This is a genomic window from Actinokineospora guangxiensis (assembly GCF_042657845.1).
Classification (GTDB): Bacteria; Actinomycetota; Actinomycetes; order Mycobacteriales; family Pseudonocardiaceae; genus Actinokineospora; species Actinokineospora guangxiensis.
The window spans coordinates 242,588-263,940 of sequence record NZ_JBHSKF010000006.1 but is presented as its reverse complement, the minus strand read 5'-3'; the positions used below and the strand labels follow the sequence as shown (position 1 = coordinate 263,940).

Sequence of the window (21,353 nt, the reverse complement as noted above, 5' to 3'; positions counted from 1 at the left end):
CGAGAGGACCCGCCATGCAGGATGACGACGACACCACCGAGTACCGCGTGGTCCTCAACCACGAGGAGCAGTACTCGATCTGGCCGGTCGACCAGGACCTGCCCGCCGGATGGCGCGCCGAGGGCGTCACGGGGTCGAAGGAAACGTGCCTGGCCCACATCGACGTGGTGTGGACCGACATGCGCCCGCTCAGCCTGCGGATCTTCATGCGCGAGCAGGAGCGCTTGGCCGCCGAGGGCCTGCTGCCCGAGCCCGAGGACGACCTCCCCGACGCCGAGCCGCTGGTGCTGCGCTTGTCCCGAGGAGACCACCCGGTCGAGCTGACCGTGCGTCCCGAGCGCGACATGGCGGCCGTGCGGGAGTCCATCGAGCGCGGCCAGGTCTTCCTGAGGTTCACCGACACCGACGGCGGCACCGAGCTGAGCGTGCGCCTCGATGCGGCCGCGTGCGACCTGACGGCCGCGGACTACGACAGTCGATCCGGCGAAGTGCGTTTGGTCGGCTACCTCACCCTCGACTTCGAGCCGGTCCGCTGCGAAGCCACGGTCGAGCTGTCCACACTCACCGGACGCGGCTTCCTCATCACCGGCGGATGAGGCGAAGGCCGCCCCGACGGTGCCGGGGCGGCCTCGCGATCCAGCGCAGCGGCTACACGAACTGGGCCTTGTGCCCCTCGTAGAACGCCTTCATCGCCTTGTTCGACTCCACGGTGGCCTGCAGCGCGGAGGTGAACTCGGCCAGCTTCGCACCCGGGACCGCCGCCAGCATCCGGTCGTCGCCGACCCCGGTGAACGTCCGCATGCCGATGCACCCCACCGACACCTTCGGTTCACCGGAGGCATGGGCCAGCGGCAGCGCCGTGCACCCCGGCCTGCCCGACACGGTGGCGGGCTCCTTGGTCCAGTTCGCCGTGCCCGTCGCCTCGTTGACGAGCATCGTCTGCGAGGCCGTCAGCCACAGCAGCACGATGTCGGGCTCCAGCGGGAACTCCGACAGCGGGCCGTAGACGATGCCCGCGGCCGACGCCGCACCCAGCGACGGGATCATCGCGACCTCGGCCATCTCCAGGTACTGCGCGTCACACATCGACTGGACGAGCCCGCCGAGCATCTCCTGGACGTTCTGCGGCATCTCGAAGCCCATGACGTGCGAGCCCACGGGACAGTTGAAGTGCTGCTCCGCGCTGGCGAAGAACACCCCCTTCTCGGCCTCGCGCCAGAACGTGCAGCTGGAGGGCACGACCCGTTCGGTGGCGGTCACCCCGTCGGGTTTGGCGTCCACGACGGACAACGCGACGGGAGGTTGGGTCAGCTCGAGCAAGGCGGTCAGCGTGGTGGCCAGTTCGGGACGACTCACGAGTGCATCCTCTCGTTTGCCTCGGTCTGCGCGCCGTCGTCGCGAACCTGCGCCACTGGCGCGTCGTCAACGACCGGTTCCACCCGCCGATGCCGCGACGGCAGCAACGGTCCTCCTGTCGTTCACGCAGTTTGACGACCACTTGGGCGCGTATGTGGTGGAGAGTCTTACCGGCCGGACGACTCGTGCGTACCCCCCAAACGGATGCATCTGACCTTCACCGAACGGGGTACCGATGACGTACCGCCGAACTCAGGGAAAACGGTAACGCGCGCCGCCCACGCGGCGATTGCTAAGCACCGCGAGTCGAGTAACCCGACGGCCGCTCAGTACCGACTGGCGAGGTAAGGCTGCCCTTTATCGTCAGTATCCCTGGGGGTTTCTCCTCGAGGAACATGACCGACATCCCGGTCGCGTGCGCCTTGCCGCCCTTGTAGGCCGCAACCATGCACGGTTCGGCCAGCCTGCACTCGGAGTCCGGGAAGAAGTACGCCAGCGCCGCCGTCCGGTTCTCGACCATGGACCCCTCCCGCACCACCACCCGGTGACAGGCCCCCATCGCTGGGCTGGCCAGCGCCGCCTTCCCGTCGATCACCAGCTCCCCCCGCGCAGTCTCTGCCACGCTCGATCCGGTGATCGTCATAGCCAACGCCGCGGCAATCGCCAGTCCGGCGCTGAGGTGTCGGGCAGCACGCATAAGGGCCTCCGAACGGGGGGATGGACGCCCTCATTGTGAAGGAATTCCCAGGTAGTGGCGATACCCGTTCACCTTGCTCGACGAGAACTGACCGGATGGCGTGATCGGCGCCCAGTTGTGCCTACCCCGAGTGAATCCATTTAAGGACGGCGATCACCCTGGAGGGTTACTGGCTGGTCCAACGGCACCGAAGCACCTACGGGTGCGGTCTCGGAATGTGTTCACGCCGATGGTGGATCAACGGGCTTGCGGGTGAAATGGTCGTCGGTATGAACGAGCCGCGGCGTATGCAGGCCTATCCGATCCCGTAGGGATCGACGCCCGTATGCAGGCGTCTGTTCGAGTGAATCTATCCAACGTTCCCGTCAGCAGGCGGTCGGTGGGACGTCCTCTCGGCGCTGATGTCGCCCCACGACGAGGACAGCGATGACCGTCTCCAGCTCGTCACGCCCGACCACCCTCGCTGAATGAGTCTCTGCCACGGCCGCGCCAGCACCGTCTGGTTCCGAAGCCTGCCTCGGAGCCCAAGGACCTTTGCGGCTTCTCTCTACGGCAGAGCATCAACAGCCGAGCACCAGGACCCGCGGACCTCTCGCGCGTGGCAGATGGATGTCGCAGGCAAGCTGGTTGCCGGCCGCGGGGTGATGTGGGTGACCTCTTCGAGGTGGGGTGCTCGCGGCAGGTGCCGTGGCATAAGCGCACGAAATCCTTCGCCCCCACACGGCCACAGCAGCGCGCGCACCCGAAACGAAGCCTGGATAGTTCCCCGCCGCCGTACCCGACGATCCGACGTCTTCGACCACCGCCGCGACACCCCCCACTGGCCTACTGCGTCAGCTTCTGCGCCGGGGAGGTGCGGCCGCTCGGCAACCTGGAGGCCGAGGAGCGCTGGCGCCGCGACTTCTGGCCGATGCTGTCGCTGCTCGTGGCCGTGCAGGGGAGGGTTCTCGACCGGTCAACTCGCCGGGCTTCTCGACGGCTCGGAGCTGTCGGCGTTCGACGTCATGCGGGTGCTCCGCCAGTATCTGCAGGGCCCGCCTGGTGGTCGTGGATCCTCTACCACCGGTCGTTCGGCGAGTTCCTGGTGCAGGGGGCCTGACGCGCTGCTTGACGCGGTCGAGGGGCACCACCGGATCGCCGAATTCGCGTTCGCGGAGTGGGCGGACGACTGGGCGGCCTGCGACGACCTCTGCTGCGTCCGTCATCTGCCGCACCACCTGATGTCGGCGTTGGAGGCCACCAGCTGGACCAAGTCGCGGCTGCGGGCGCTGCGTCACTGGCCCTATGCGCTGGCGATGTCGGAACCGTTTCTGGCCGCGCAGCGGGGCGCCGACCCGGATCGCGAGCCGCACCTGGCTACGATCACGCTGCTCCTCGTCGGGAATCCGGGGTGAGCTGGGCCAGGTTGTCGATGTCCAGTGCTTCCCCCGGCGAGGCTGAGTCGAGTTGCCGAGTCATGGCGTCCTCAGCGTCGTGGATGTCTCCTACTGAAGCCAAGTCGCAACCCCCACGCGCGGGCAACCACCCTTCACCCACCGGTAGGGCAAGTTCATCGTTGACATGAGTACCGCTAGCCGTCGGTGACCTCCCCGTGGCGGCGGTGTGTGGCTCGTTCCGTGGGCGTGACTGTCGGACGCGCATCTCCCGCCGTTCGGTCGATTTCCCCGGTGTCCGGCAGCGGCGAAGCTGATCACAGCAGGCCGAGCAGATACCCAGCGAAGGGAGTTCGCCCGTGCGAAGACTGTCCCGTGCTCTCCTAGGCGTCGTGGGGGTCCTGTCCCTCATCTTCGTGACCTCTCCAGTGACGGCGGTCGCCGCGACCGCGCAGGTCGGCGGCGGCCTGCAGTGCACCGTCTACCCGTACTGGAGCTATCCGCCGGTCTACGCCGACAGTTGCTCGTCGCCACGGCCGTCGTACAACTCCACGGTCCACTTCAAGGTCGTGTCGCCGTCACCGGCTTACACCTACTCGTGGTCGATGAGCGGCGCGCCACTGCCGTCGACCTGCACGTCAACGTCATCGACGTGCACGGTGCCGGTGAACAACAGGAGCGTCGACCGCTACGTCACGGCGACGGTCACCGTGTCCGGCGTCGGTCAGTTCATCTCCGAGGCGTGGGTGTTGGCAGCCTGTCCCGGACCGACCGGCACGGAGTTCTGCTGACCGCGAAGCCCGTGGTCTCGCCGGTGCTCGATCCGGTACCGGCGAGACCGAGTCAGTCCGGCGTCGCCTCGGTGGGGAACTCCGGTGGCGACTGCAGGTCGTGGGTGCGGAACAGTACGGCGTGCTCCACACCTATGGCCTTGCCGCTCATCTTGGTGAACATGGGGATCAGCACTGCGGGGGTGTGGTGGTCCGGGAGCGCGGCAAGCTACGCGGCGTGCGCCTCCAGCGGGGCCACGCCGCGGCGCAGCGGCTCGCCGGTGACGTCGACGCCGTGGGTCGCAGCGTGGTCGAGGGCGGGGACGATGTACCAGCACGCCGAGTGTGGTTCGAGGTCCTCGTCGTCGATCGGCTCAGGAAACTTACCGATTGCCCGCGTCCCGGATCGCGTCGAGCGTCGCGAGCCCAGCCGCCCGGTGGTCGGCCTGGTCGAAGCCGTAGGGCGTCCCGACCTCGAGTTCGGTGCCGAGTACGACGTCGGGCTTGAAGCGGCGGATCTCCGGCAAATGTCCCGGCGCAGATTGAGCCCGTAGACCAACACGCCGTCCGGGTGTTCCTGGACGGTCAGATGACCGACGCCGACGACGGCGCAGGCGGCCCGCTGCTCGGCCACACACAGGTGGGCCGTCTCCTCGGGAGGGTTCGGCATGCCCGCCTCGCCGCGGGTGAGCAGCAGGTAGCCGACCTCGATGCCGCGGTCGGTCCACCGAGCGACCGCCGCGGACGTGCCGTACTCCATGGCGTCAGGATGGGCGACGACGCAGAGCGAGATGTCCGTGATCGCAACCTGGACCAGCGAGTTCTCTGATCACAGTGCCAAGATCACCAGTTTGTCCGATCTCGACCAGGCCGCGCGGCCGGCCCTTCTGCGGACCCAGTTGTCAGAGCAGGCATGGGCGGCGACGTGGCTGGGTGCAGGCCCGGTCATCGAGGCCGGTATCGCGCAGCTGGTCGGGCAGCTTCGGTCGACCGACTAGCGCATCGCACAGGTGCGGCTGGAGGAGGCTCGCCACCGGCATGTTGAGGAGTACCTCCACGGTGATCTCACCCGAGTGCTGACGTCGCGGCTGCCCGACCTGCTGAGAGAGCTGACCGGTGCTCAGCGGCACTCGATCGCCGACGAACTGGTCCTGGATGCGGACGCGCGGGGCGAGGCGCTGCGGTTGTTGGTGACCGGGGGAGATCCGGAGTCGGCGACTTCCCGCGCGTCTGGCAGATGTGTGGGGTGACTCGGTCGGTGCGCGTCGGGGAGAGTGGTCCGCTGCCCGAGGGCGGCGCGGCGTGGATTAACCGAGTGTGGGAGACACAGGGCTCGCCGGCCAGGCGTTGGGGCGCACGCGACCGGCTGATGCGCTTGGAGCAGTTGGTCGAGGCCTGCGTAGCCCACGGCGGCAGTGCCGACATCGAGGAGAACCCCACCCGCGCGCGCCTGATGGTCTGGCGCATCAAGGACCGCCCGATCGGCGATACGGACGTCTTCGACGTCTGTGCACGATCGGAGATCAGACGCGGAGGACGTCGATCCGTTCGCACCCCTGATCATCACCCGGCATCTACGGGTGAGAGCGAGGTGGTGGGCAAGGTGGAGCCCGACGATGAGGACGCGTTCGCCGAGCTGCTCGGCGAGTGGACCCGACTCCTGTCCAGCCCCGTCGTCATCGACCGTTCCCGGGAGTAGTCCGAACTGGCGCCGAGTGACTCTACAAGCGAAGACGTCTGAGCACGAAGCCACCGCCTGGGCGACATGGGCGACGGCGGCTTGAGGTCAGGAGTGTGGACAGTGCTCGCAGTGACGGCGTGTCGCGCCGACGTTAACTCCGTCTGCGATATTATCGCCTTCATGGTTAATGGCCACGTCGAGCGGGTGCGCAGCGCTCTCCTCGATCTCTGCGAGCCGCTGCATGACGTGTTCGCCTCGGCGGAGCAGTTGCGGCGAGAGCGGCTGCCCGAGCTCGCCGGGCCCGCCTACCGTTGGCATGGAACCCACACCATCCGCGCCTTCGCTCATCGCCTGCTTGCAGCCAAGGCTGGCGAGTTGGGCGATTGGATGCTTGCAGGTAACCACGCGCAGAACGGGGCGCTGTGGTTGACCGACGGCTGTTACCGGATTCGGGTGCTGCACACGCTGAACGAGAACGATGTCCCGCCGCCGGGGTTCAGCGGTGCTCGGCGGGCGTTCTATCGGCAGCCTCATCTGGGCGGGACGATCCCGCTGTTCGGTGAGCCCGACGACAAGCTCTTGGTTCTCTGGCGGATCGACCCGGTCAGCGCGGCCGCGGGGTTTCGTGTCGTGCGGCCCATCGGCAACTGGAAGCTGGGATCTCACGCCCAGACGGATCTGGACTTCATCCTGCCGTCCACCTCCGATGAACTCGCCGATTTGGCGTTCGAGCCGACCGATGACGACTTGGGGCTGGAACTGCCTCACGAGGAGGTTGACACCATTGTTGGCGGCTTCACCGGGTGAACGACTGCGGACGCTGAGGGATCTCCTCGGCTTCACCCAGAAGCAGCTCGCCGCGGTTGCTGGTGTGCAGCAGTCGTGGGTATCGGAGGTGGAGACCGGTGCGCGTGAGCCCGCAGTTGATGATCTCCGGGCCGTGGCGAGTGCGACTGGCACGCCTGTCGGCTTCTTCGCGGTGCGTCCTTCCAGCGTCCCGCTGGACTCGCTGCGCTTCAGGAAGAGCTCGACCGCCAGCAAGATTGTCACGCGCAGGGTCAGCACCTTCTACGCTGAGAGCTATCGCGTCACCGAAGACCTTTATGACGGCGAGCGCTACCCCGCCCCGCCGTTGCCCTACGCGACCGCCGAGGCCCTCGAACCCGAGGAGATCGACGAGTTCGCCGATCAGACACGAGAGGCGCTGCGGCTGGCCCCTGACAAGCCGATCCCGCACCTGACGCGTGCGTTGGAGCGTTCCGGCGTCGCGGTCGCGCCTATGGTGCTCAGTGACGACCCGCAGGACCCCCCGGCGGTGGGCGGGCACTTCGGAGTGTCCTACTGGGGAGGTCTGAGCACTCCCGCCCTCATCGGCCGCTTCCCCGGAAGCCAGGGGGACCGGGAACGATTCACCCTCGCTCACGAAGTCGGCCACTTGGTGCTGCACACCTTCCGCCCTCGCGCCGCCGATCCCGAAGCGGAGGCCAACCGCTTCGCGGGGGCCCTCCTGGTACCTCGGCAGCGCGCGGCGGAGTGCATCACCGAGAGGAACTCCCTCACCGACTACGCGAGATTGAAGGCCACCTGGGGAGTGTCCATCCAAGCCCTGATCATGCGCGGTTACGCCGTCGGCACGATCGGTGAGACCCGCCGCCGATCCCTGTTTGTCCAGCTGTCCTCCAAGGGATGGCGAAGGGTCGAACCGGTCGCAGTCGGACACGAACCCCCGCTGCTCCTGTGGACCCTGCTCAGTCGCCGTTACGGCCCCCGCCCCTACCTCAAAGCCGCCGAAGACCTTGCGATCCACCCGACGGTGCTGCGCTCCATTGCGCCAACGCCCTCACCCAAGCATCCATCCCCGCGGGCCAAAACCGGGTCGGTCCTGGGGAGCGTGCCGTCCTAGCAGCAACGCGGCGCCCTGCTCCGCAGGGCGTGTGATAGACCGACGAGGAGTCGAGAGATGGCCAGCATCAAGTTCCCGTTCAACCAGTACCACTGGGCCAGGCTGGAGAAGGGCTCGACCCTGGTCGTCACCCTGGACAAAGCGGCGAACGTGCGCCTGATGAACAGCACCAACTTCAACGCCTACAAGAACGGCCGATCCCACCGCATGCAGGGCGGGGGACTAGTGACCAAGTCGCCGTTTCGCCTCACGGTGCCGTCCACCGGATCGTGGTACGTCACCGTCGACCTCATCGGCCTCAAGGCAAGCAGGGTCCGATCCTCGGTGGCCGTTGAACCGCCGCCGCTGGCGGTCGCCCGATCGGCACCGATGCGCTCGCCCGGCCTCGTCCGGGCCCCGCATGTGCCCGTTCCCGACGAGCAGGGGGAGACCTGGGATGTCTTCATCTCCCATGCAGGCGAGGACAAGGCTGCGGTGGCCGAACCGTTGGCCATCGAGCTGCAGCGCCTTGGCCTCAAAGTCTGGCTCGACAAGTCGGTTCTGCGCATCGGCGACAGCCTCCGCCGCAAGATTGACTACGGCCTTGCCCACAGCGCTTTCGGCGTTGTGGTCCTCTCCAGCTCGTTCTTCGCCAAGGGGTGGCCGCAGTACGAGCTGGACGCGATCGTCACCATGAGCATCGGCGGCGAGCAACGCATGCTCCCGATCTGGCACGAGATCACCCGCGACGAGATCGTCAAGCAGGCCCCGTCACTGGCCGACAAGGTCGCGCTCAACACCGCCACGGGCACGATCGCCGAGATCGCGATCGAGATCGCTGAGGTCATCGGCGAGACCGTATCTGGGTGAGCAACCGACATAGCTATCCTGCTTGTAAGGTGTTTCGCGCCGTTGCCTCTCCCGGTATGGAAGTAGCCGTTGTTCCAAGTGCGGGATGGCGCGCCCAGCGCTGACTGTCACTTCCGCTGGAAGTCCTACTGCGCGTTTGGGGGAGTGCTTTTCATCAAGTTTGGCAAGGACACGAACTGCCGGGGCCACGTCGCGTTCGCCTCCTGAGGGGTGTGGGTCGACGCCGTACGTTGATGCGATGGGAGGCGGGATGCGGGGACTGGGCGAACTGGAAGCGGCGGTGATGGACGTGCTGTGGAGCGCGCCCGGCACCCGCACGGTTCGGGAGGTCTTGACCGAGCTGAGTAGTAGCCGAAAGCTCGCGTATACGACGGTGATGACCGTGCTGGACAACCTGCACCGCAAGGGCAGGGTCACCCGCGAGATGGACCAGCGGGCTTACCGTTACGCGCCCGCCACCAGCCGGGAGGAGGCCGTGGCCCGTGCGCTGCGGGAGTTGATTGATTCCAGTGGCGACCCGCGGTCGGTGTTGATGCACTTCGTGCGCTCGGCGTCTCCGGACGAGTCCGACACGATCCGCGAAGCCCTTGACGGCGTCGACCACCCGTCGGACGAGCGGTGATCATCGCGCTGGCGCTGCTGGTGGGTGCTGCGGCGACCGCGTGGCTGCTGCCCCGACTGCTGCACCGGCTCACCGGCAGCCGGGTCGACCCGGCGGTGGCCATCACCTGGTGGTTCCTGAGCTGCGCCGGGGTACTCGTCACCGCGGCCGCGAGCGTGGCCATGATCGTGCTCCCCGACCACGGGCCCGCGCGATCCATCCTGAACTGGGTGCACAGCTGCTGGTCCGCGCTGTCGCACGGCGACCTAACCCGGGTCGAGGACGTCCTGGGCGGCGTGGCTCTCCTCGCCATTGTCGGAGTCGCCGTGCAGGTGGGCGACGGCGCGGCCCGGCGCCGCGCCCGGATGCGCGCGGAGCGACAGCGGCAGCTCGACCTGCTGCGCGTACTGGCCGGGGCGGATGCGGACACCTCACCCGTGGTGTGGGTGGACTACGGCGGTCCGTTGGCCTACAGCGTCGCGGGCAACCCCGGGTTGGTGGTGGTGAGCAGTGGGCTGCGCGATCACCTCGCCCCTGACCAGTTGGCCGCCGTCCTCGCCCACGAGCGCGCCCACGTGCGGGGCAGGCACCACTTACTCGTTGGCTTGGCCGACGCCATCGCGGGCGCGGCTTCTCGCGTGCCGCTGGCCCGCGCTCTCCCGGCTGCGGTCCGCACCTTGGTGGAGATGGCTGCCGACCGCGAGGCCGCTGCGGGTTGCGGCGCCCCCGCCGTCACCGCCGCTCTCCACCGGGTCCGCACCACCGCGCCGCCCGGTGCTCTGGCAATCGCCACCGACGACGTCGCCGAACGTATCGACCGGCTGAGCAGGTCCAGCAGTCCCTGCCGTGTGCGACGGTTGCTGGCTCTGGCCGCCGCGCTTCCTGGGGCGATCGCCCTGCCCGCGGTGGTGGGGTTCGCTGCTCTGGCCGTGGGCGCGGCTGTCTGCTCGGTGTTTCTGATCTAGCTGCGGCGTGGGCGGTGCTTGACCTTCGAGTCAAGGTGAAGGTTTACCGTCGCCTGGTGAGCACGATGCGGATCTCCCAGTTCGCCACGCGGACCGGCGTGCCGGCCACCACGCTGCGGTTCTACGAGGCAGAAGGCCTGTTGCCCGCCAAGCGGACACCGTCCGGCTACCGCGTCTACGACGAGGACGACTTCCAAAGGCTGACTTTCATCTCCGTGGCCAAGAACCTGGGCTTGGCGCTGGAGGACATCGCCGAGCTGCTGCCGGTGTGGGAGTCGGGTGCCTGCCGGGAGGTCCGAGCCGACCTGCGGCAGCGCGTCGCCGCGCGGATCGCCGATGCCGAGCGGCGGACGATCGAGTTGGCCACCTTCGCGACCGCGTTGCGCGGTGCTCTCGGCCACCTCGACGCCCTGCCCGATCGCGTCGAGCGCTGCGACCCTGAGTGCGCGTTCCTCGACCCAGCCCCAGCCACGCTCGCTCCGCGAGTGCCACGGTGGCGCACCGCTGCGGTGGCGTGTTCATTGGCCGCTGACGGAGTCGCCGAACGCGCCGAGCGGTGGCAGGACCTGCTCGCCGGTGGTGAACGCGACCTCATCGACGACGGTCTGCGCGTGGTCGTGCCCGCCGACCGCGCGAGCCAGGTCGCCGCGCTGGCCGTCGATGAGCAGCGGTGCTGCCCCTTCTTCGACTTTCGCCTGCACCTCGACGGCCCCGAACTAGTGCTGGAGGTTCGGGCACCGGCCGACGGCGCGGCCCTGCTCGACCAGTTGTTCGGCGCTGGCTGACCCGCACGGTGATTCCACGAGGAGCGCGCTCGATGTCGTCATCGCCAGGCATGGTCGCGGTCATCGAGCGTCACCAGGTCATCATCTACATCGCCGCGCTCGTGCTCGGCGGTCTGCTCGGTTGGGTAGTCCCGGCCGTGGGTCCAGGGCTGGGCCACGCCATCAATCCCGTCCTCGCGCTTCTGCTTTACGTCACGTTCCTGCAGGTTCCCGCGGCCGAGCTGCGACGCTCGTTGCGCTCAGGGCGGTTCCTCGCGGCCGCGCTGGTGGTCAACTTCGCTGTCGTGCCGCTGGTGGTCGCGGCGATGTTCGGGTTCCTGCCCGCCGACCACGCCGTGCGGCTCGGGGTGCTGCTCGTGCTGCTCACCCCGTGCGTGGACTACGTCATCGTGTTCAGCGGGCTCGCCGGTGGCAGCAGCGATCGGCTGCTCGCGGCCACGCCGCTGCTGCTGATCGCGCAGATGGTGCTTCTTCCCGGTTTCCTGCTGCTGTTCCTCGGCCCGGACCTCGCCGACATCGTGGAGCCGGGGCCATTCGTCGAGGCGTTCGTCGTGCTCATCGCAGGTCCGCTGACCCTCGCCTGGCTCACCCAGGTCTGGGCCGCCCGCTGCGCGGGCGGGCGGCGGTTCAGCGACGCGGTGGCCACGGCGATGGTGCCGTTGATGGCCGCGACCCTGCTGGCCGTCGTCGCCTCGCAGGTCCCCGAGCTGGGCGGCGGGCTCGGCCATGTCGTCGCCGTCGTGCCGTTCTACGTGGCCTTCCTGGCGGTGATGGCCGCCGCAGGGCTCGTCGTCGCGCGCCTGTTCCGGCTGGACGCTCCCGGCGGGCGCGCGGTCGTGTTCACCGGCGCCACCCGCAACTCCCTTGTCGTGCTCCCACTCGCCCTCGCCCTGCCCGACGCGTTCGCCGTCGCCGCGGTGGTCGTGGTCACCCAGACCCTGGTCGAGGTCGTCGGCATGGTCGTCTACGTCCGCGCTGTTCCCCGGCTGCTGCCTGGCTGACGCTGCGGGCGAGGGCTAGCCGCGAACGCCGTCCACCACAATGATGTCGCCTACTAGGCGGCACGGTATTCGGGCCGGGGAGGGACCGGGATAGGGTGCGGTCGTGAGGCAGCCGGTGATGACCAGGGCGCGCGGTGGCGTCGTGCGGGTTGTCGCCGTGCTCGCGGTCGTGGTGGGGGTGCTGTTCCTGCAGGCCGTGGTGTGCCATGGCGTCGCCGTCGCCGAGACCTGTTGCTCGACTGTCCAGGCCGCGCCGGAAGCGGAGGTCGCGCAGGCTGTTCCTGATCGTGGCGCGGTCGGCTTGGTCGAGATCTGCCTCGTGGTGCTGCTGGCGGTGCTGTTCGCGGCGGCGGTGTTCCGGGTGTTCGCGCGGGTGGTGGCCGGGGTGCCGCGGGCGCTTGGGTGGAGTGTGCCCGCTGGTCGGGTCGAGGTTCCTGAGCTGGCGAAGCTCTGCGTGTTGAGGGCGTAGGCCGCCGCGCGGTTCGCACCTTCGTTCCTCGCCGAGCGCCTGCCCTGTGGGCGGGCTCGCCCACCCCTGGAGTCCTGTCATGTCCCCGAACGCCAAGGTTTCGCTGACCGTCGTCGCCGTTGTGGCGGCGGTGGTCACGCTGCTCGTCCTGTTCACCCGCAACGACGCGCCCACCCGGCAGGCGAGCACCGACGCCGCTGGCGCCGCGCCCACCATCCCGGCGTCCGTGCTGGTGCGCCCCGACAGCCACAAGTTGAGCACCGCCGCTGACGGCAAGGTCACCGTCGTGGAGTTCCTCGACTTGGAGTGCGAGGCGTGCGGTGCCGCCTATCCGCACGTGGAGAAGCTGCGCGCCGAGTACGGCGACCGGATCACCCTCGTCATCCGCTACTTCCCGCTGCCCGGACACCTCAACGCCGAGCTGGCCGCGCGCGCGGTGGAGGCGGCGGGCAAGCAGGGCAAGCTGGAGCCGATGTACAAGAAGATGTACGAGACTCAGGCGCAGTGGGGCGACCAGGGGGTCGACCACCGCGACACCTTCCTGGGCTTCGCCCGCGAACTCGGCCTGGACATGGCCACCTTCGAGCGCGACCTCGACGACCCGACCACCGTGAACCGCGTGCGCGCGGACCTGGAGGACGGGGTGAGCGTCGGGGTGCGCGGCACGCCGACCTTCTTCATCAACGGCGTCCGCTTCCAGGGCCCACCCACCTACGACGGCCTCAAGGCCGAGATTGACACCGCCCTCACCCGATGAGCACGCCGTTCGCCGTCCGCGCCCTGCCCTGGGTGCTGACCGCGGGTGGCCTGGTCGGGCTGCTCGCCGCGGCCGTGCTCACGGTCGAGAAGCTGGCGCTGCTGGCCGATCCCGACTACGTCCCGACGTGCAGCATCGACCCGGTGCTCAGCTGCGGCTCGATCATGCGCACCGCGCAGGCCGAGGTGTTCGGCTTTCCCAACACGCTGCTGGGCATCGCCGGATTCGCCGTCATCACCACCGTCGGCGTGGCGACGGCGGCCGGAGCGCGACTACCCCGCTGGTTCTGGCTCGGAATGCAGGCCGGGGCCACGTTCGGTGTGCTCTTCGTCCACTGGCTGATCTACCAGAGCCTCTACGTCATCGGCGCGCTGTGCCTGTACTGCATGGTCGTGTGGGCGGTGACGCTGCCGATCTTCTGGTACGTCACCCTCCACAACCTCCACGAAGGACACTTGCCCGCCCCGGCTCGACCCACAGGCCTGCTGGTCACCTACCACGGCGTGGTTCTCACCGTCTGGTACCTGCTCATCGCGGTGGGGGTGCTGGAGGCCTTCTGGTTCTACTGGACCAGCGTCCTGTGACTGACCAAGACAATCGTATCGACACATGTTAGTTTGTGCATGTATTTGGAGGTGGCACACCGAGCGACGGGAGTCGACGATGGCGTGGCTTGCGTTCACCCTCTACACCGTGGGGCTGGGCGTTGTGTTCGGCTTGCGGACATGGCTGCACTACCGAGCCACCGGGGACACCGGCCATCGGCACGCCGTTCCCGGCAGTGCGCGGGAGTGGTTGGCGCACGGTCTCCTGGTGCTGGGTGTGCTGGTCGGCCTGGTCGCGCCTCTTCTCGCCGCTGTCGGCGTCCTCGCGCCGGTCGTCGCTCTCGACGTCCCGGTCGTCGCGGTGACCGGGCTGGTTGTGGCTGTCGCCGGGTTCACGGGGGTGCTCGGCGCGCAGTCGGCGATGGGCCGGTCGTGGCGGGTCGGAGTGGACCCGCAGGAGCGGACCGAGTTGGTCACCGGCGGGATCTTCGGCGTGGTCCGCAATCCGGTCTTCTCGGCGATGATCGTCGCGGGCATCGGGCTCACCGCGATGATGCCGACCTGGGCGCAGCTGCTCGCCCTGGCCATGCTGGTCGCCGGCATCCAGTTGCAGGTCCGGGCCGTCGAGGAGCCGTACCTGGCCACGGCACACGGCGCGGCGTACTCGGCCTACGTCTGCCGGGTCGGGAGATTCGTTCCCGGGGTGGGCACACTCCCCGCCGCGCGCCACGTGTGACCGGGCCGGAGGTCGGCACCTAGCAGGCGTCGCAGCAGCCGCCCTTGGTGTTGTCGGCCAAGGGAAGCGCCAGCACGGCGGGGACGCTGGGTGCCGCCGGGGTGACGTCGGGGAGCGGTGTGGTGCGGGCGGCGCGGATGGCGTTGCCGATGACGAGGACTTCGGCGAGTTCGTGGACGAGCACGACGGTGGCCAGGCCGAGGGCGCCGGTGGCGGCGAGAGGGATCAGGACGCCGATGATGGCCATGGAGAGGGCGACGTTCTGGAGCATGACGCGGCGGGCGTGGCGGGCGTGGGAGAGGACTTGGGGCAGGTGGCGCAGGTCGTGGCCCATGAGGGCGACGTCGGCGGTTTCGATCGCGACGTCGGTGCCCATGGCGCCCATGGCGATGCCGACGTCGGCGGTGGCCAGGGCGGGGGCGTCGTTGACGCCGTCGCCGACCATGGCGATGGGGCGGCCGCGGCGCAGGGTGGTGACGAGCGCGGCCTTGTCCTCGGGCAGGAGTTCGGAGTGGACGGTGGTGATGCCCGCGGCGTCGGCGAGGGCGGTGGCGGTGCGGGTGTTGTCGCCGGTGAGCATCGCGGTGTCGATGTCGAGGCGGCGCAGGTGGGTGATGACTTCGGCGGCTTCGGGGCGTAGTTCGTCGCGGACGGCGATCGCGCCGAGCAGGGTGTTGTCGCGCTCGATGAGCACGACGGTCGCGCCTGCGGCTTGGAGCTGCTCGACCTGACCGGCCAAGGGGCCGGGGGAGATCCAGCCGGGTTTGCCGAGGCGGGTCTTGTGGCCCTGGTGGGTGCCTTCGAGACCGTGGCCCGCGATGGCGGTGACGTCGTCGGCGGGTCGCGGGGTGGTGGCGGCGGCGAGGATGGCGCGGGCGAGCGGGTGTTCGCTGCGGGCCTCCAGAGCGGCGGCGGTGGACAAGACCTGTTCGCGGTTGGTGCCGTCCGCGGGGATGACGGCCACGACCTGCGGGGTGTTGCGAGTGAGGGTGCCGGTCTTGTCCAGGGCGACCGTGCGGATACGGCCGAGTTCTTCCAGCGCGGCCCCGCCCTTGACCAACGCGCCGTGGCGGCTGGCGGCGCCGACGGCGGCGACCACCGTGAGCGGCACCGAGATGGCCAGGGCGCAGGGGGAGGCGGCGACGAGCACGACCAGCGCGCGCTCCAGCCACACCAGCGGATCGCCGAACAGGGCGCCGAGCCCGGCGATGAGCGCGGCCAGCACCATGATCGCCGGGACCAGCGGCCGGGCGATGCGGTCGGCGAGGCGCTGCCCGCTGCCCTTGCGCTCCTGGGCTTCCTCGACGATGTGCACGATCCGCGCGAGCGAGGAGTCCGACGCGAGAGCGGTGACCTCAACCTCGATCGCGCCGCCGCCGTTGATGGCCCCGGCGTGCACGGTGTCGCCGATCCCGGCCTCGACCGGCACGGACTCGCCGGTGATGGCGGACAGGTCCAGGCTGGTGTTCCCGGCGCGGATGACCCCGTCGGTGGCGGCGCGTTCGCCGGGCCGCAGCACCATGCGGTCCCCGACCCGCAAGTCCTCGGGGGAGAGGGTGACCTCGACGCCCTCGCGCAGCACCGACGCGGTGGGCGGCACCAGCCCGAGCAGCGCGCGCAGCCCGCGGCGGGTGCGGGCGATGGCGTAGTGCTCCAAGCCCTCGGCGATGGAGAACAGCACTCCGAGCATCGCCGCTTCGGTGATCTGCCCCAACGCGACCGCGCCGATGGCGGCGATCGTCATCAGCGTTCCGACCCCGACCCGCCCGCGAGTAAGCCCGCGCAGCGTTCCGGGCACGAATGTCGCCGCTCCGGCGACCGCCGACGCCAACTGCACCCAGGTGCCGACCCGGTCGTACCCGGCCAGGGACAAACCCCAACCAACGCCGAGCAGCACCCCGGCCACCAGCGCCAGTTGCAGTTCCCGTACCTGCCAGATCGCCTGAGGGCCGACATCCGGCTCCGCGTCCGCGCCGGTCGCCTTCGGGGCCTCCTGCGGCCCGCAGCACGCCTCAGCCACCGGAGACCGCCACCAGCACCGCCGAGACCAACGCGCGTCCTGGCTCGGTCAACGAGTACATGACCAGCTTCCCGTCACGCCGCGAGGTCACCAGCCCGGCGGACTTGAGCTGGCGCAGGTGGTGCGACACCAGGTTCTGCGCCTGCCCGACCACCCACGCGAGGTCGCAGACGCACAGCTCGTCGCCGCGCCCCAACGCCGAGGCGATGGTCAACCGCGTCGGGTCACCGAGCGCCTTGGCCGCAGCCGCGGCCGACTCCACCTCCGACGAAGGGGGAAGCGCAGCGCGGATCTCCTCGGCGTGCGGAAGATCCAGGCAGAGCAGGTCACAGGCATCGACACGATCAGAAGTCACATCGACATACTAATGAGTGTTGATTTGTCTGACTAGGGCGGAGCCGAGGGACTACGGGAGGGCGTTGTAGATGCTGCGGTGTCGCACGAGCGCGGCACCTCCGCGGTGGTCCGTCGCGGTGACCTCGCCGATGAGGATGGTGTGGTCCCCGCCGGGGTAGGTGGTGGTGACCGTGCAGGTTATCCAGGCGAGAGCGCCGTGGAGGATCGGCAGGCCAGCGACGGTGCGGTGCGCGATCCGCGTGAAGCGATCGCAGGGGCGGCCGGTGGCGAATCTGTCGGCGAGCGCGTCGTGTTCGGCGGCGAGGATGTTGACGGCGAAGGCGCCGTGGGCCCGGATGTGGGCCAAGGTCGAGGACTGGTTGGCCAGGCAGGCGAGCACCAGCGGCGGGTCCAGCGACAGCGAGGTGACCGCGCTGGTGGTCATGCCGATCGGGCCATCCGCCGAGGCGGTGGTCAGGATGGTGACCCCGGTGGGAAGGCAGGCGAGCGCGGGGCGGGGGTCGATGCCGGTGGCGGGGTGGATGGACATCAGGCGACCCGGTCGCGCAGATAGTGGGTGCGCAGGAGGTCCCGCTGGCGTTTGCCGCTCGTCGTGCGCGGGATGCGGCGACGGGGGACGACGACGATGTCCGACGGGGTGAAGCCGAAGGCCTGGCGGACAGCGGTGGCGATGTCGTCGATCAGCGCGGCGCGTTCGGCGCCGGTGGCGCGGGACTCGGCGACGGCGACCACGTGCTCGACCCCGTCGGGAGCGAGGTGGGAGAAGACCGCGCTGTTGCCCGCTCCGATGGCGGGGTGGGGTTCGATGGCGGCTTCGATGTCGTAGGGCGGCAGATTGCGGCCGTTGACGATGAGCATCTCCTTGAGCCTGCCCACGATGTAGAGGTCGCCGTTGACGATGACGCCGAGGTCGCCGGTGGCGTGCTCGCCGCCGACCGGTTCGGCGTGTCCGTTGTCGCCGAGGTAGCCCGACATGAGCGATGTGCCGCCGACGTGGATCTCGCCCACTGTGTCTTCGGGACAGAGGTCGCCGTCGTCGCCGCGCACGGTCACCTCCACGCCCGGGACGGGGCGTCCGCAGTTGACGAGGGTGATGCTGTCGGCCGGGTCGCTCGCGGGGACGGCTTTGCCGTGCAGGTGCAGGGCGCCGCGGTCGAGGACGAGGGTGCTGACTCGGCCGAACTCGCTGCCGGGGTTGAGGGCGAGGGTGGTGGCCAGGACGGTCTCGGCCATGCCGTAGCAGGGCACGATGACGTCCTCGCGCAGCCCGGTGTGGGCGAAGGACGCGGTGAAGTCCCGAAGGACGTCGGCGGGGATGGGCTCGGCGCCGACGTAGGCGCGGCGCAGCCCGGAGAGGTCGAGGTCCTCGGGGCGCTCGCGCAGGCGTCGCGCGGCGGCGCGGTAGCCGAACGGGGGTGCGGCGGTGATCGTGCCGCCCCGGGCGCCGATGTGGCGTGGCCAGCTCAGCGGGTCGCGCAGGAACGAGTACGGCGCCATCAGGTCGACGGGCGCTCCGGTGGTGAGCCCGGCGAGCAGCTGGACCAGGCCCATGTCGTGGTGCAGGGGCAGCCAGCTGGAGATGGTGTCGCTGTCGGGGTCCAGCTCCGAGGCGGCGATCAGCACGTCGAGGTTGGCCGCCACGGCGCGGTGGGGCAGGACCACGGCTTTGGGGGCGCTTGTGGACCCGGAGGTCAACTGGATGTGGTGCGGTTGCTCCGGGTGGGGCCGGTGCAGCCGGTCGACGGGCAAGGCGACGTCGTGCCGCAGGTCGTCCACGCCGAGCACGGGCACGTCGAGCACGCCGCGAAGATCGGCCGCGTCGGTGGCGATGACCGCGGTCGGCCGGACGGCGCGCACGGCCGCGGCCAGGTGCCGCACCCCGCCGGAGTCCGTGCGCGAGGGGGTGGGAGGTGGCGCGACGGTGCACGGCACGATCCCGGCCAGCAGCGCACCGACGAGCGCCACCAGGTAGTCGGTGTCGGTGCGCATGCTCAGCACGACCCGGTCCCCGGCGAGTGCGCCGTGGCGCAGGTACGCGGCGGCGGCCGTCCTGGCCTGGTCGAACAGGTCCGCGTAGCCGGATTCGGCCAGTGGCCCGCGGCTGTCGAGCAGGGTGATGCCGCGCTTGTGCCCGGCGACGTGCCGGTAGTCCAGCGACCCGCTCATCCCGCCGCCTGCCTACCTGCGGCGCGCGCCGCCTTGGCCTCGGACTTGGCGCGTACGTGCTCGACGACGTCGCCGATGGTGGCGAAGCCGAACGCGGCCTGTTCGGGGATGTAGACGCGGAAGCGGTCCTCCACGCGGGACATGAGCTCGACCAGGCGCAGGGAATCCAGTGGCAGGCTCAGCAGCGGGGTCTGCGGGCCCATGTCGTCGATGTCGACGGTGGTGGACTCCAGCACCGCGGCCATCTCCTCGCGCAGCCCGGTCAGGATCTCCTCGTCGGTGGGGATGGTCATCTCAGCGCTCTCCTGCGGTGGGGACGAGGTCGGATCGGGGATCGATGCCCAGCGCGGCTTTGCCGATCATGTCGCGCAGGGCGTCGAGGTTGGCGCCCATGACGGCGCCGGCGCGGGCGTCGCGGTAGTGGCGTTCCAGCGGGTTGGCGCGCAGGTAGCCGTGGCCGCCGGTGACCTGCATGGCGGTGTCGGCCACGGTCACGGCCGCCTTGTTGCAGGCGTACTTGGCGATGTTCATCATCGGCAGGGCTTCCAGCGCGTCGCGGCTCGCCGTCCATGCGGCGTGCAGCAGCGCCAGCCGGGCGGTGTGCAGGGTGACGGCCATGTCGGCGACGTGCAGCCGCACGCCCTGGAACGCCGCTAGCGACTGACCGGTGGGGGCCAGCGTGCGGCGCAGCACGTGCCCGGTGGCGAACTCGTAGGCGGCCTTGCCGACACCCAGGGAGGCCGCGGCGAGGCCGAGGACGAGCGCGGGCAGCGCGGAGGCCAGCAGCGGCATGCCGCCGCCGTGCCCGCCGACGGCGTGCTCGGCGGGCAGCGCGCTGTCCAGCAGCAGGGTGTTGGCGCAGTTGGCGCGCATGCCGAGGGCGTCCCAGGTCTCCTTGACGGTGAGCCCGTCGGCGCCTGCGGGTACGAGGGTCATCGTCTGCGAGCGCCGGAACTCTTCCTCGCCGCTGTGGGCGTTGATCAGGTAGTAGTCGGCGTGGCCCGCGGCGGTGCAGAAGGCCTTGGTGCCCGCCAGGCGCACGTGGCCGTCGGAGACGGTGGCGCGCAGTTGCGGGGTGAGGATGTTGCCGCCGGTGCCGGGTTCGGAGAACCCCCAGGCCAGCAGTTTGCCGTGCGCGGTCACCTCGCCGAGCACCCGCGTGGCCATCGCGTCGCCGGCCGCGGCTGCTCCGGAGAGCAGGTGGGTGGCGCCGCTGTGCATGGCGAAGATCAGCGCGGTGGACCCGCAGGCCTGGGCGAGTTCGGCGACGACGAGCGACCAGGTGAGCAGGTCCGCGCCGCCGCCGCCGAGGTCCTCGGGCACGAGCAGGTCGAGCAGGCCTGCGGCGTGCAGGTCGGCGATGTTCTCGGCGGGGAAGCGCGCGGTGCGGTCGTGCTCGGTGGCGCGTTCGGCGAGGGCGCGGCGCGCGACCGCGGCGGCCTGGTCCACGAGGTCCTGTTGGGCGGGGGAGAGGGAGAGGTCGACCACGAGGTCTCCTAGCGGGATGCGGCGAGTGCGCCGACGAGGTCGGACAGCTCGGCGGCGGTGGTGAACCGGGTGTCCACGACGACGTCGTGCGCGCCGGTCGGGTCTGCGGGCGTGGCCAGGTAGACGCCGTTGCCGAATACGGTCATGGTCGGCTGGCTCCGGCGGGCGGTTACGGGGAGCGCTTCGCGCTGGCCGTGGTTGAGCACCCACCGCTGGTGGGCGGTGATCATGATCGGGGTGTCGCAGCGGTCGACGCAGTCCGGCGGGGCCAGGTCGTGGTGGCGCGCGGTCGGGCAGGAGCGCGCCCAGCCGAGCGGAACGGCGCCGAGAACCTGTCGCACCCGCCAGCCGTGCAGACCGGTGGTGTCCGCTGTGGAGTCGACTTCGGCGGTGCGGACGCCCATTCCGGTGAGCAGGTTCAGGCTCGCGGAGTCCACTTCGGCTGAACCGGCGGAGGGGGTGGTTCCGTCGGCGGCGTGCACGCGGACCTGGGTGAGCGCCAAGCCCGCCGCCACCGTCGTGTGCGCGGGAGCCGCTTGGTGCAGGGAGACCATCGTGCCGAAGTCGTTGGCGGTTACCGTCGTGGGCCCGTCTTCGGCGACGGCCAGCGCGGCATCCAACACCGCGTCCGCTCCGCGTTCCCACGCGGCGGGCAGCACGATGGTGACGTCCTTGCCCGCCGTGCGGACGCGCTCGGCGAGGGTGCGCAGGGTGTCGCGGTCGGGGAGCTTGGCCAGGCACCCTTCCTGGCCGATGCCGACGGCGTCGACGGGCAGCGCCAGCAGCGCCTCGACCGCGGCGGGCGAGGCCGCTCGGGCTTCGATGTGCACGGGA

Annotated in this window: 27 protein-coding genes and 1 pseudogene; 17 read left to right on the top strand and 11 right to left on the bottom strand. The window is 69.9% G+C overall.

The genetic code is table 11. The features are described from left to right. Positions 1-14 precede the first annotated feature (14 nt). A pseudogene (locus ACFPM7_RS15480) lies at positions 15-200 on the top strand (MbtH family protein); the annotation flags it as partial. Between the two features lie 448 nt (positions 201-648). On the opposite strand, the gene ACFPM7_RS15475 reads toward ACFPM7_RS15480, so the two are convergent. Then, a complete protein-coding gene (locus tag ACFPM7_RS15475; protein ID WP_378248307.1) occupies positions 649-1,356 on the bottom strand; it encodes a DUF169 domain-containing protein in 708 nt (235 codons plus the stop codon). A 292-nt stretch (positions 1,357-1,648) separates the two neighbouring features. Further along, positions 1,649-1,999 carry a hypothetical protein gene (locus ACFPM7_RS15470; RefSeq protein WP_378248306.1) on the bottom strand — a complete coding sequence of 117 codons (351 nt, stop codon included), beginning with the start codon at positions 1,997-1,999 and terminating at the stop codon, positions 1,649-1,651. Between the two features lie 1,058 nt (positions 2,000-3,057). Between ACFPM7_RS15470 and ACFPM7_RS15465 the strand changes: the two genes are divergently transcribed. Together ACFPM7_RS15465 and ACFPM7_RS15460 are read left to right on the top strand one after the other, a co-directional pair. Next, positions 3,058-3,447, top strand: coding sequence for a hypothetical protein (locus ACFPM7_RS15465; protein WP_378248305.1), 390 nt, complete (start codon positions 3,058-3,060; stop codon positions 3,445-3,447). Between the two features lie 395 nt (positions 3,448-3,842). After that, a complete protein-coding gene (locus ACFPM7_RS15460; RefSeq protein WP_378248304.1) occupies positions 3,843-4,217 on the top strand; it encodes a hypothetical protein in 375 nt (124 codons plus the stop codon). A gap of 52 nt (positions 4,218-4,269) precedes the next feature. Here ACFPM7_RS15460 and ACFPM7_RS15455 read toward each other — a convergent pair whose 3' ends face one another. After that, positions 4,270-4,392 carry a hypothetical protein gene (locus tag ACFPM7_RS15455; protein ID WP_378248303.1) on the bottom strand — a complete coding sequence of 41 codons (123 nt, stop codon included), beginning with the start codon at positions 4,390-4,392 and terminating at the stop codon, positions 4,270-4,272. Between the two features lie 33 nt (positions 4,393-4,425). Beyond that, positions 4,426-4,989 (bottom strand): PIG-L deacetylase family protein, encoded by a 564-nt coding sequence (locus ACFPM7_RS15450; protein ID WP_378248401.1) that lies wholly within the window; start codon positions 4,987-4,989, stop codon positions 4,426-4,428. Between ACFPM7_RS15450 and ACFPM7_RS15445 the strand changes: the two genes are divergently transcribed. The 14 genes from ACFPM7_RS15445 to ACFPM7_RS15380 all read left to right on the top strand — a co-directional run bounded on the left by ACFPM7_RS15445 (position 4,988) and on the right by ACFPM7_RS15380 (position 14,488). Continuing rightward, a complete protein-coding gene (locus ACFPM7_RS15445) occupies positions 4,988-5,194 on the top strand; it encodes a hypothetical protein (protein ID WP_378248302.1) in 207 nt (68 codons plus the stop codon). The genes ACFPM7_RS15450 and ACFPM7_RS15445 overlap by 2 nt on opposite strands. Positions 5,195-5,206: 12 nt before the next feature. Continuing rightward, on the top strand, positions 5,207-5,446 hold the full coding sequence (locus tag ACFPM7_RS15440) for a hypothetical protein (RefSeq protein WP_378248301.1): 240 nt from the start codon (positions 5,207-5,209) through the stop codon (positions 5,444-5,446). An 8-nt stretch (positions 5,447-5,454) separates the two neighbouring features. Then, the gene (locus ACFPM7_RS15435) at positions 5,455-5,895 is read left to right on the top strand and encodes a hypothetical protein (RefSeq protein ID WP_378248300.1); all 441 of its coding nucleotides are present in this window, start codon (positions 5,455-5,457) and stop codon (positions 5,893-5,895) included. A gap of 102 nt (positions 5,896-5,997) precedes the next feature. Further along, positions 5,998-6,684: a hypothetical protein gene (locus ACFPM7_RS15430; protein ID WP_378248299.1), complete on the top strand. Its 687-nt coding sequence runs from the start codon at positions 5,998-6,000 to the stop codon at positions 6,682-6,684. Further along, entirely contained in the window at positions 6,665-7,780 is a 1,116-nt protein-coding gene (locus ACFPM7_RS15425) for a helix-turn-helix domain-containing protein (RefSeq protein WP_378248298.1), read from the top strand. The genes ACFPM7_RS15430 and ACFPM7_RS15425 overlap by 20 nt, the downstream gene beginning before the upstream one ends. 57 nt (positions 7,781-7,837) lie before the next feature. After that, entirely contained in the window at positions 7,838-8,629 is a 792-nt protein-coding gene (locus ACFPM7_RS15420; RefSeq protein WP_378248297.1) for a DUF1883 domain-containing protein, read from the top strand. A gap of 250 nt (positions 8,630-8,879) precedes the next feature. Then, entirely contained in the window at positions 8,880-9,251 is a 372-nt protein-coding gene (locus ACFPM7_RS15415; protein ID WP_378248296.1) for a BlaI/MecI/CopY family transcriptional regulator, read from the top strand. Further along, positions 9,248-10,195 carry a M56 family metallopeptidase gene (locus ACFPM7_RS15410; protein WP_378248295.1) on the top strand — a complete coding sequence of 316 codons (948 nt, stop codon included), beginning with the start codon at positions 9,248-9,250 and terminating at the stop codon, positions 10,193-10,195. Before ACFPM7_RS15415 ends, ACFPM7_RS15410 begins: the two co-directional genes overlap by 4 nt. Positions 10,196-10,260: 65 nt before the next feature. Further along, positions 10,261-10,980, top strand: coding sequence for a MerR family transcriptional regulator (locus ACFPM7_RS15405; protein ID WP_378248400.1), 720 nt, complete (start codon positions 10,261-10,263; stop codon positions 10,978-10,980). A 32-nt stretch (positions 10,981-11,012) separates the two neighbouring features. Beyond that, the gene (locus ACFPM7_RS15400) at positions 11,013-11,981 is read left to right on the top strand and encodes an arsenic resistance protein (protein WP_378248294.1); all 969 of its coding nucleotides are present in this window, start codon (positions 11,013-11,015) and stop codon (positions 11,979-11,981) included. 103 nt (positions 11,982-12,084) lie between these two features. Then, positions 12,085-12,450, top strand: a complete 366-nt coding sequence (locus ACFPM7_RS15395) for a hypothetical protein (protein ID WP_378248293.1) — start codon at positions 12,085-12,087, stop codon at positions 12,448-12,450. Positions 12,451-12,529: 79 nt separating this feature from the next. After that, positions 12,530-13,207, top strand: a complete 678-nt coding sequence (locus ACFPM7_RS15390) for a DsbA family protein (protein WP_378248292.1) — start codon at positions 12,530-12,532, stop codon at positions 13,205-13,207. After that, positions 13,204-13,791, top strand: a complete 588-nt coding sequence (locus ACFPM7_RS15385; RefSeq protein WP_378248291.1) for a vitamin K epoxide reductase family protein — start codon at positions 13,204-13,206, stop codon at positions 13,789-13,791. Before ACFPM7_RS15390 ends, ACFPM7_RS15385 begins: the two co-directional genes overlap by 4 nt. Positions 13,792-13,870: 79 nt before the next feature. Beyond that, the gene (locus tag ACFPM7_RS15380; RefSeq protein ID WP_378248290.1) at positions 13,871-14,488 is read left to right on the top strand and encodes a methyltransferase family protein; all 618 of its coding nucleotides are present in this window, start codon (positions 13,871-13,873) and stop codon (positions 14,486-14,488) included. Between the two features lie 19 nt (positions 14,489-14,507). Here the strand turns inward: ACFPM7_RS15380 and ACFPM7_RS15375 are convergent, their stop codons facing one another. Genes ACFPM7_RS15375 through ACFPM7_RS15345 form a run of 7 tightly spaced genes read right to left on the bottom strand, consistent with a single transcriptional unit; the run spans position 14,508 to position 21,349 of the window. Continuing rightward, the gene (locus tag ACFPM7_RS15375) at positions 14,508-16,508 is read right to left on the bottom strand and encodes a heavy metal translocating P-type ATPase (RefSeq protein ID WP_378248289.1); all 2,001 of its coding nucleotides are present in this window, start codon (positions 16,506-16,508) and stop codon (positions 14,508-14,510) included. Continuing rightward, positions 16,501-16,863, bottom strand: a complete 363-nt coding sequence (locus ACFPM7_RS15370; RefSeq protein WP_378248288.1) for an ArsR/SmtB family transcription factor — start codon at positions 16,861-16,863, stop codon at positions 16,501-16,503. Before ACFPM7_RS15370 ends, ACFPM7_RS15375 begins: the two co-directional genes overlap by 8 nt. Before the next feature lie 51 nt (positions 16,864-16,914). Continuing rightward, on the bottom strand, positions 16,915-17,394 hold the full coding sequence (locus ACFPM7_RS15365) for a flavin reductase family protein (RefSeq protein ID WP_378248287.1): 480 nt from the start codon (positions 17,392-17,394) through the stop codon (positions 16,915-16,917). Next, positions 17,394-19,031, bottom strand: coding sequence for an AMP-binding protein (locus tag ACFPM7_RS15360; protein WP_378248286.1), 1,638 nt, complete (start codon positions 19,029-19,031; stop codon positions 17,394-17,396). The genes ACFPM7_RS15365 and ACFPM7_RS15360 overlap by 1 nt, the downstream gene beginning before the upstream one ends. Next, positions 19,028-19,324, bottom strand: a complete 297-nt coding sequence (locus ACFPM7_RS15355; protein ID WP_378248285.1) for a phosphopantetheine-binding protein — start codon at positions 19,322-19,324, stop codon at positions 19,028-19,030. Before ACFPM7_RS15355 ends, ACFPM7_RS15360 begins: the two co-directional genes overlap by 4 nt. 1 nt (position 19,325) lies before the next feature. After that, on the bottom strand, positions 19,326-20,519 hold the full coding sequence (locus ACFPM7_RS15350; protein WP_378248284.1) for an acyl-CoA dehydrogenase family protein: 1,194 nt from the start codon (positions 20,517-20,519) through the stop codon (positions 19,326-19,328). Positions 20,520-20,527: 8 nt separating this feature from the next. After that, complete coding sequence (locus tag ACFPM7_RS15345; RefSeq protein WP_378248283.1) at positions 20,528-21,349, bottom strand: hypothetical protein; 822 nt, start codon at positions 21,347-21,349, stop codon at positions 20,528-20,530. Positions 21,350-21,353 lie beyond the last annotated feature (4 nt).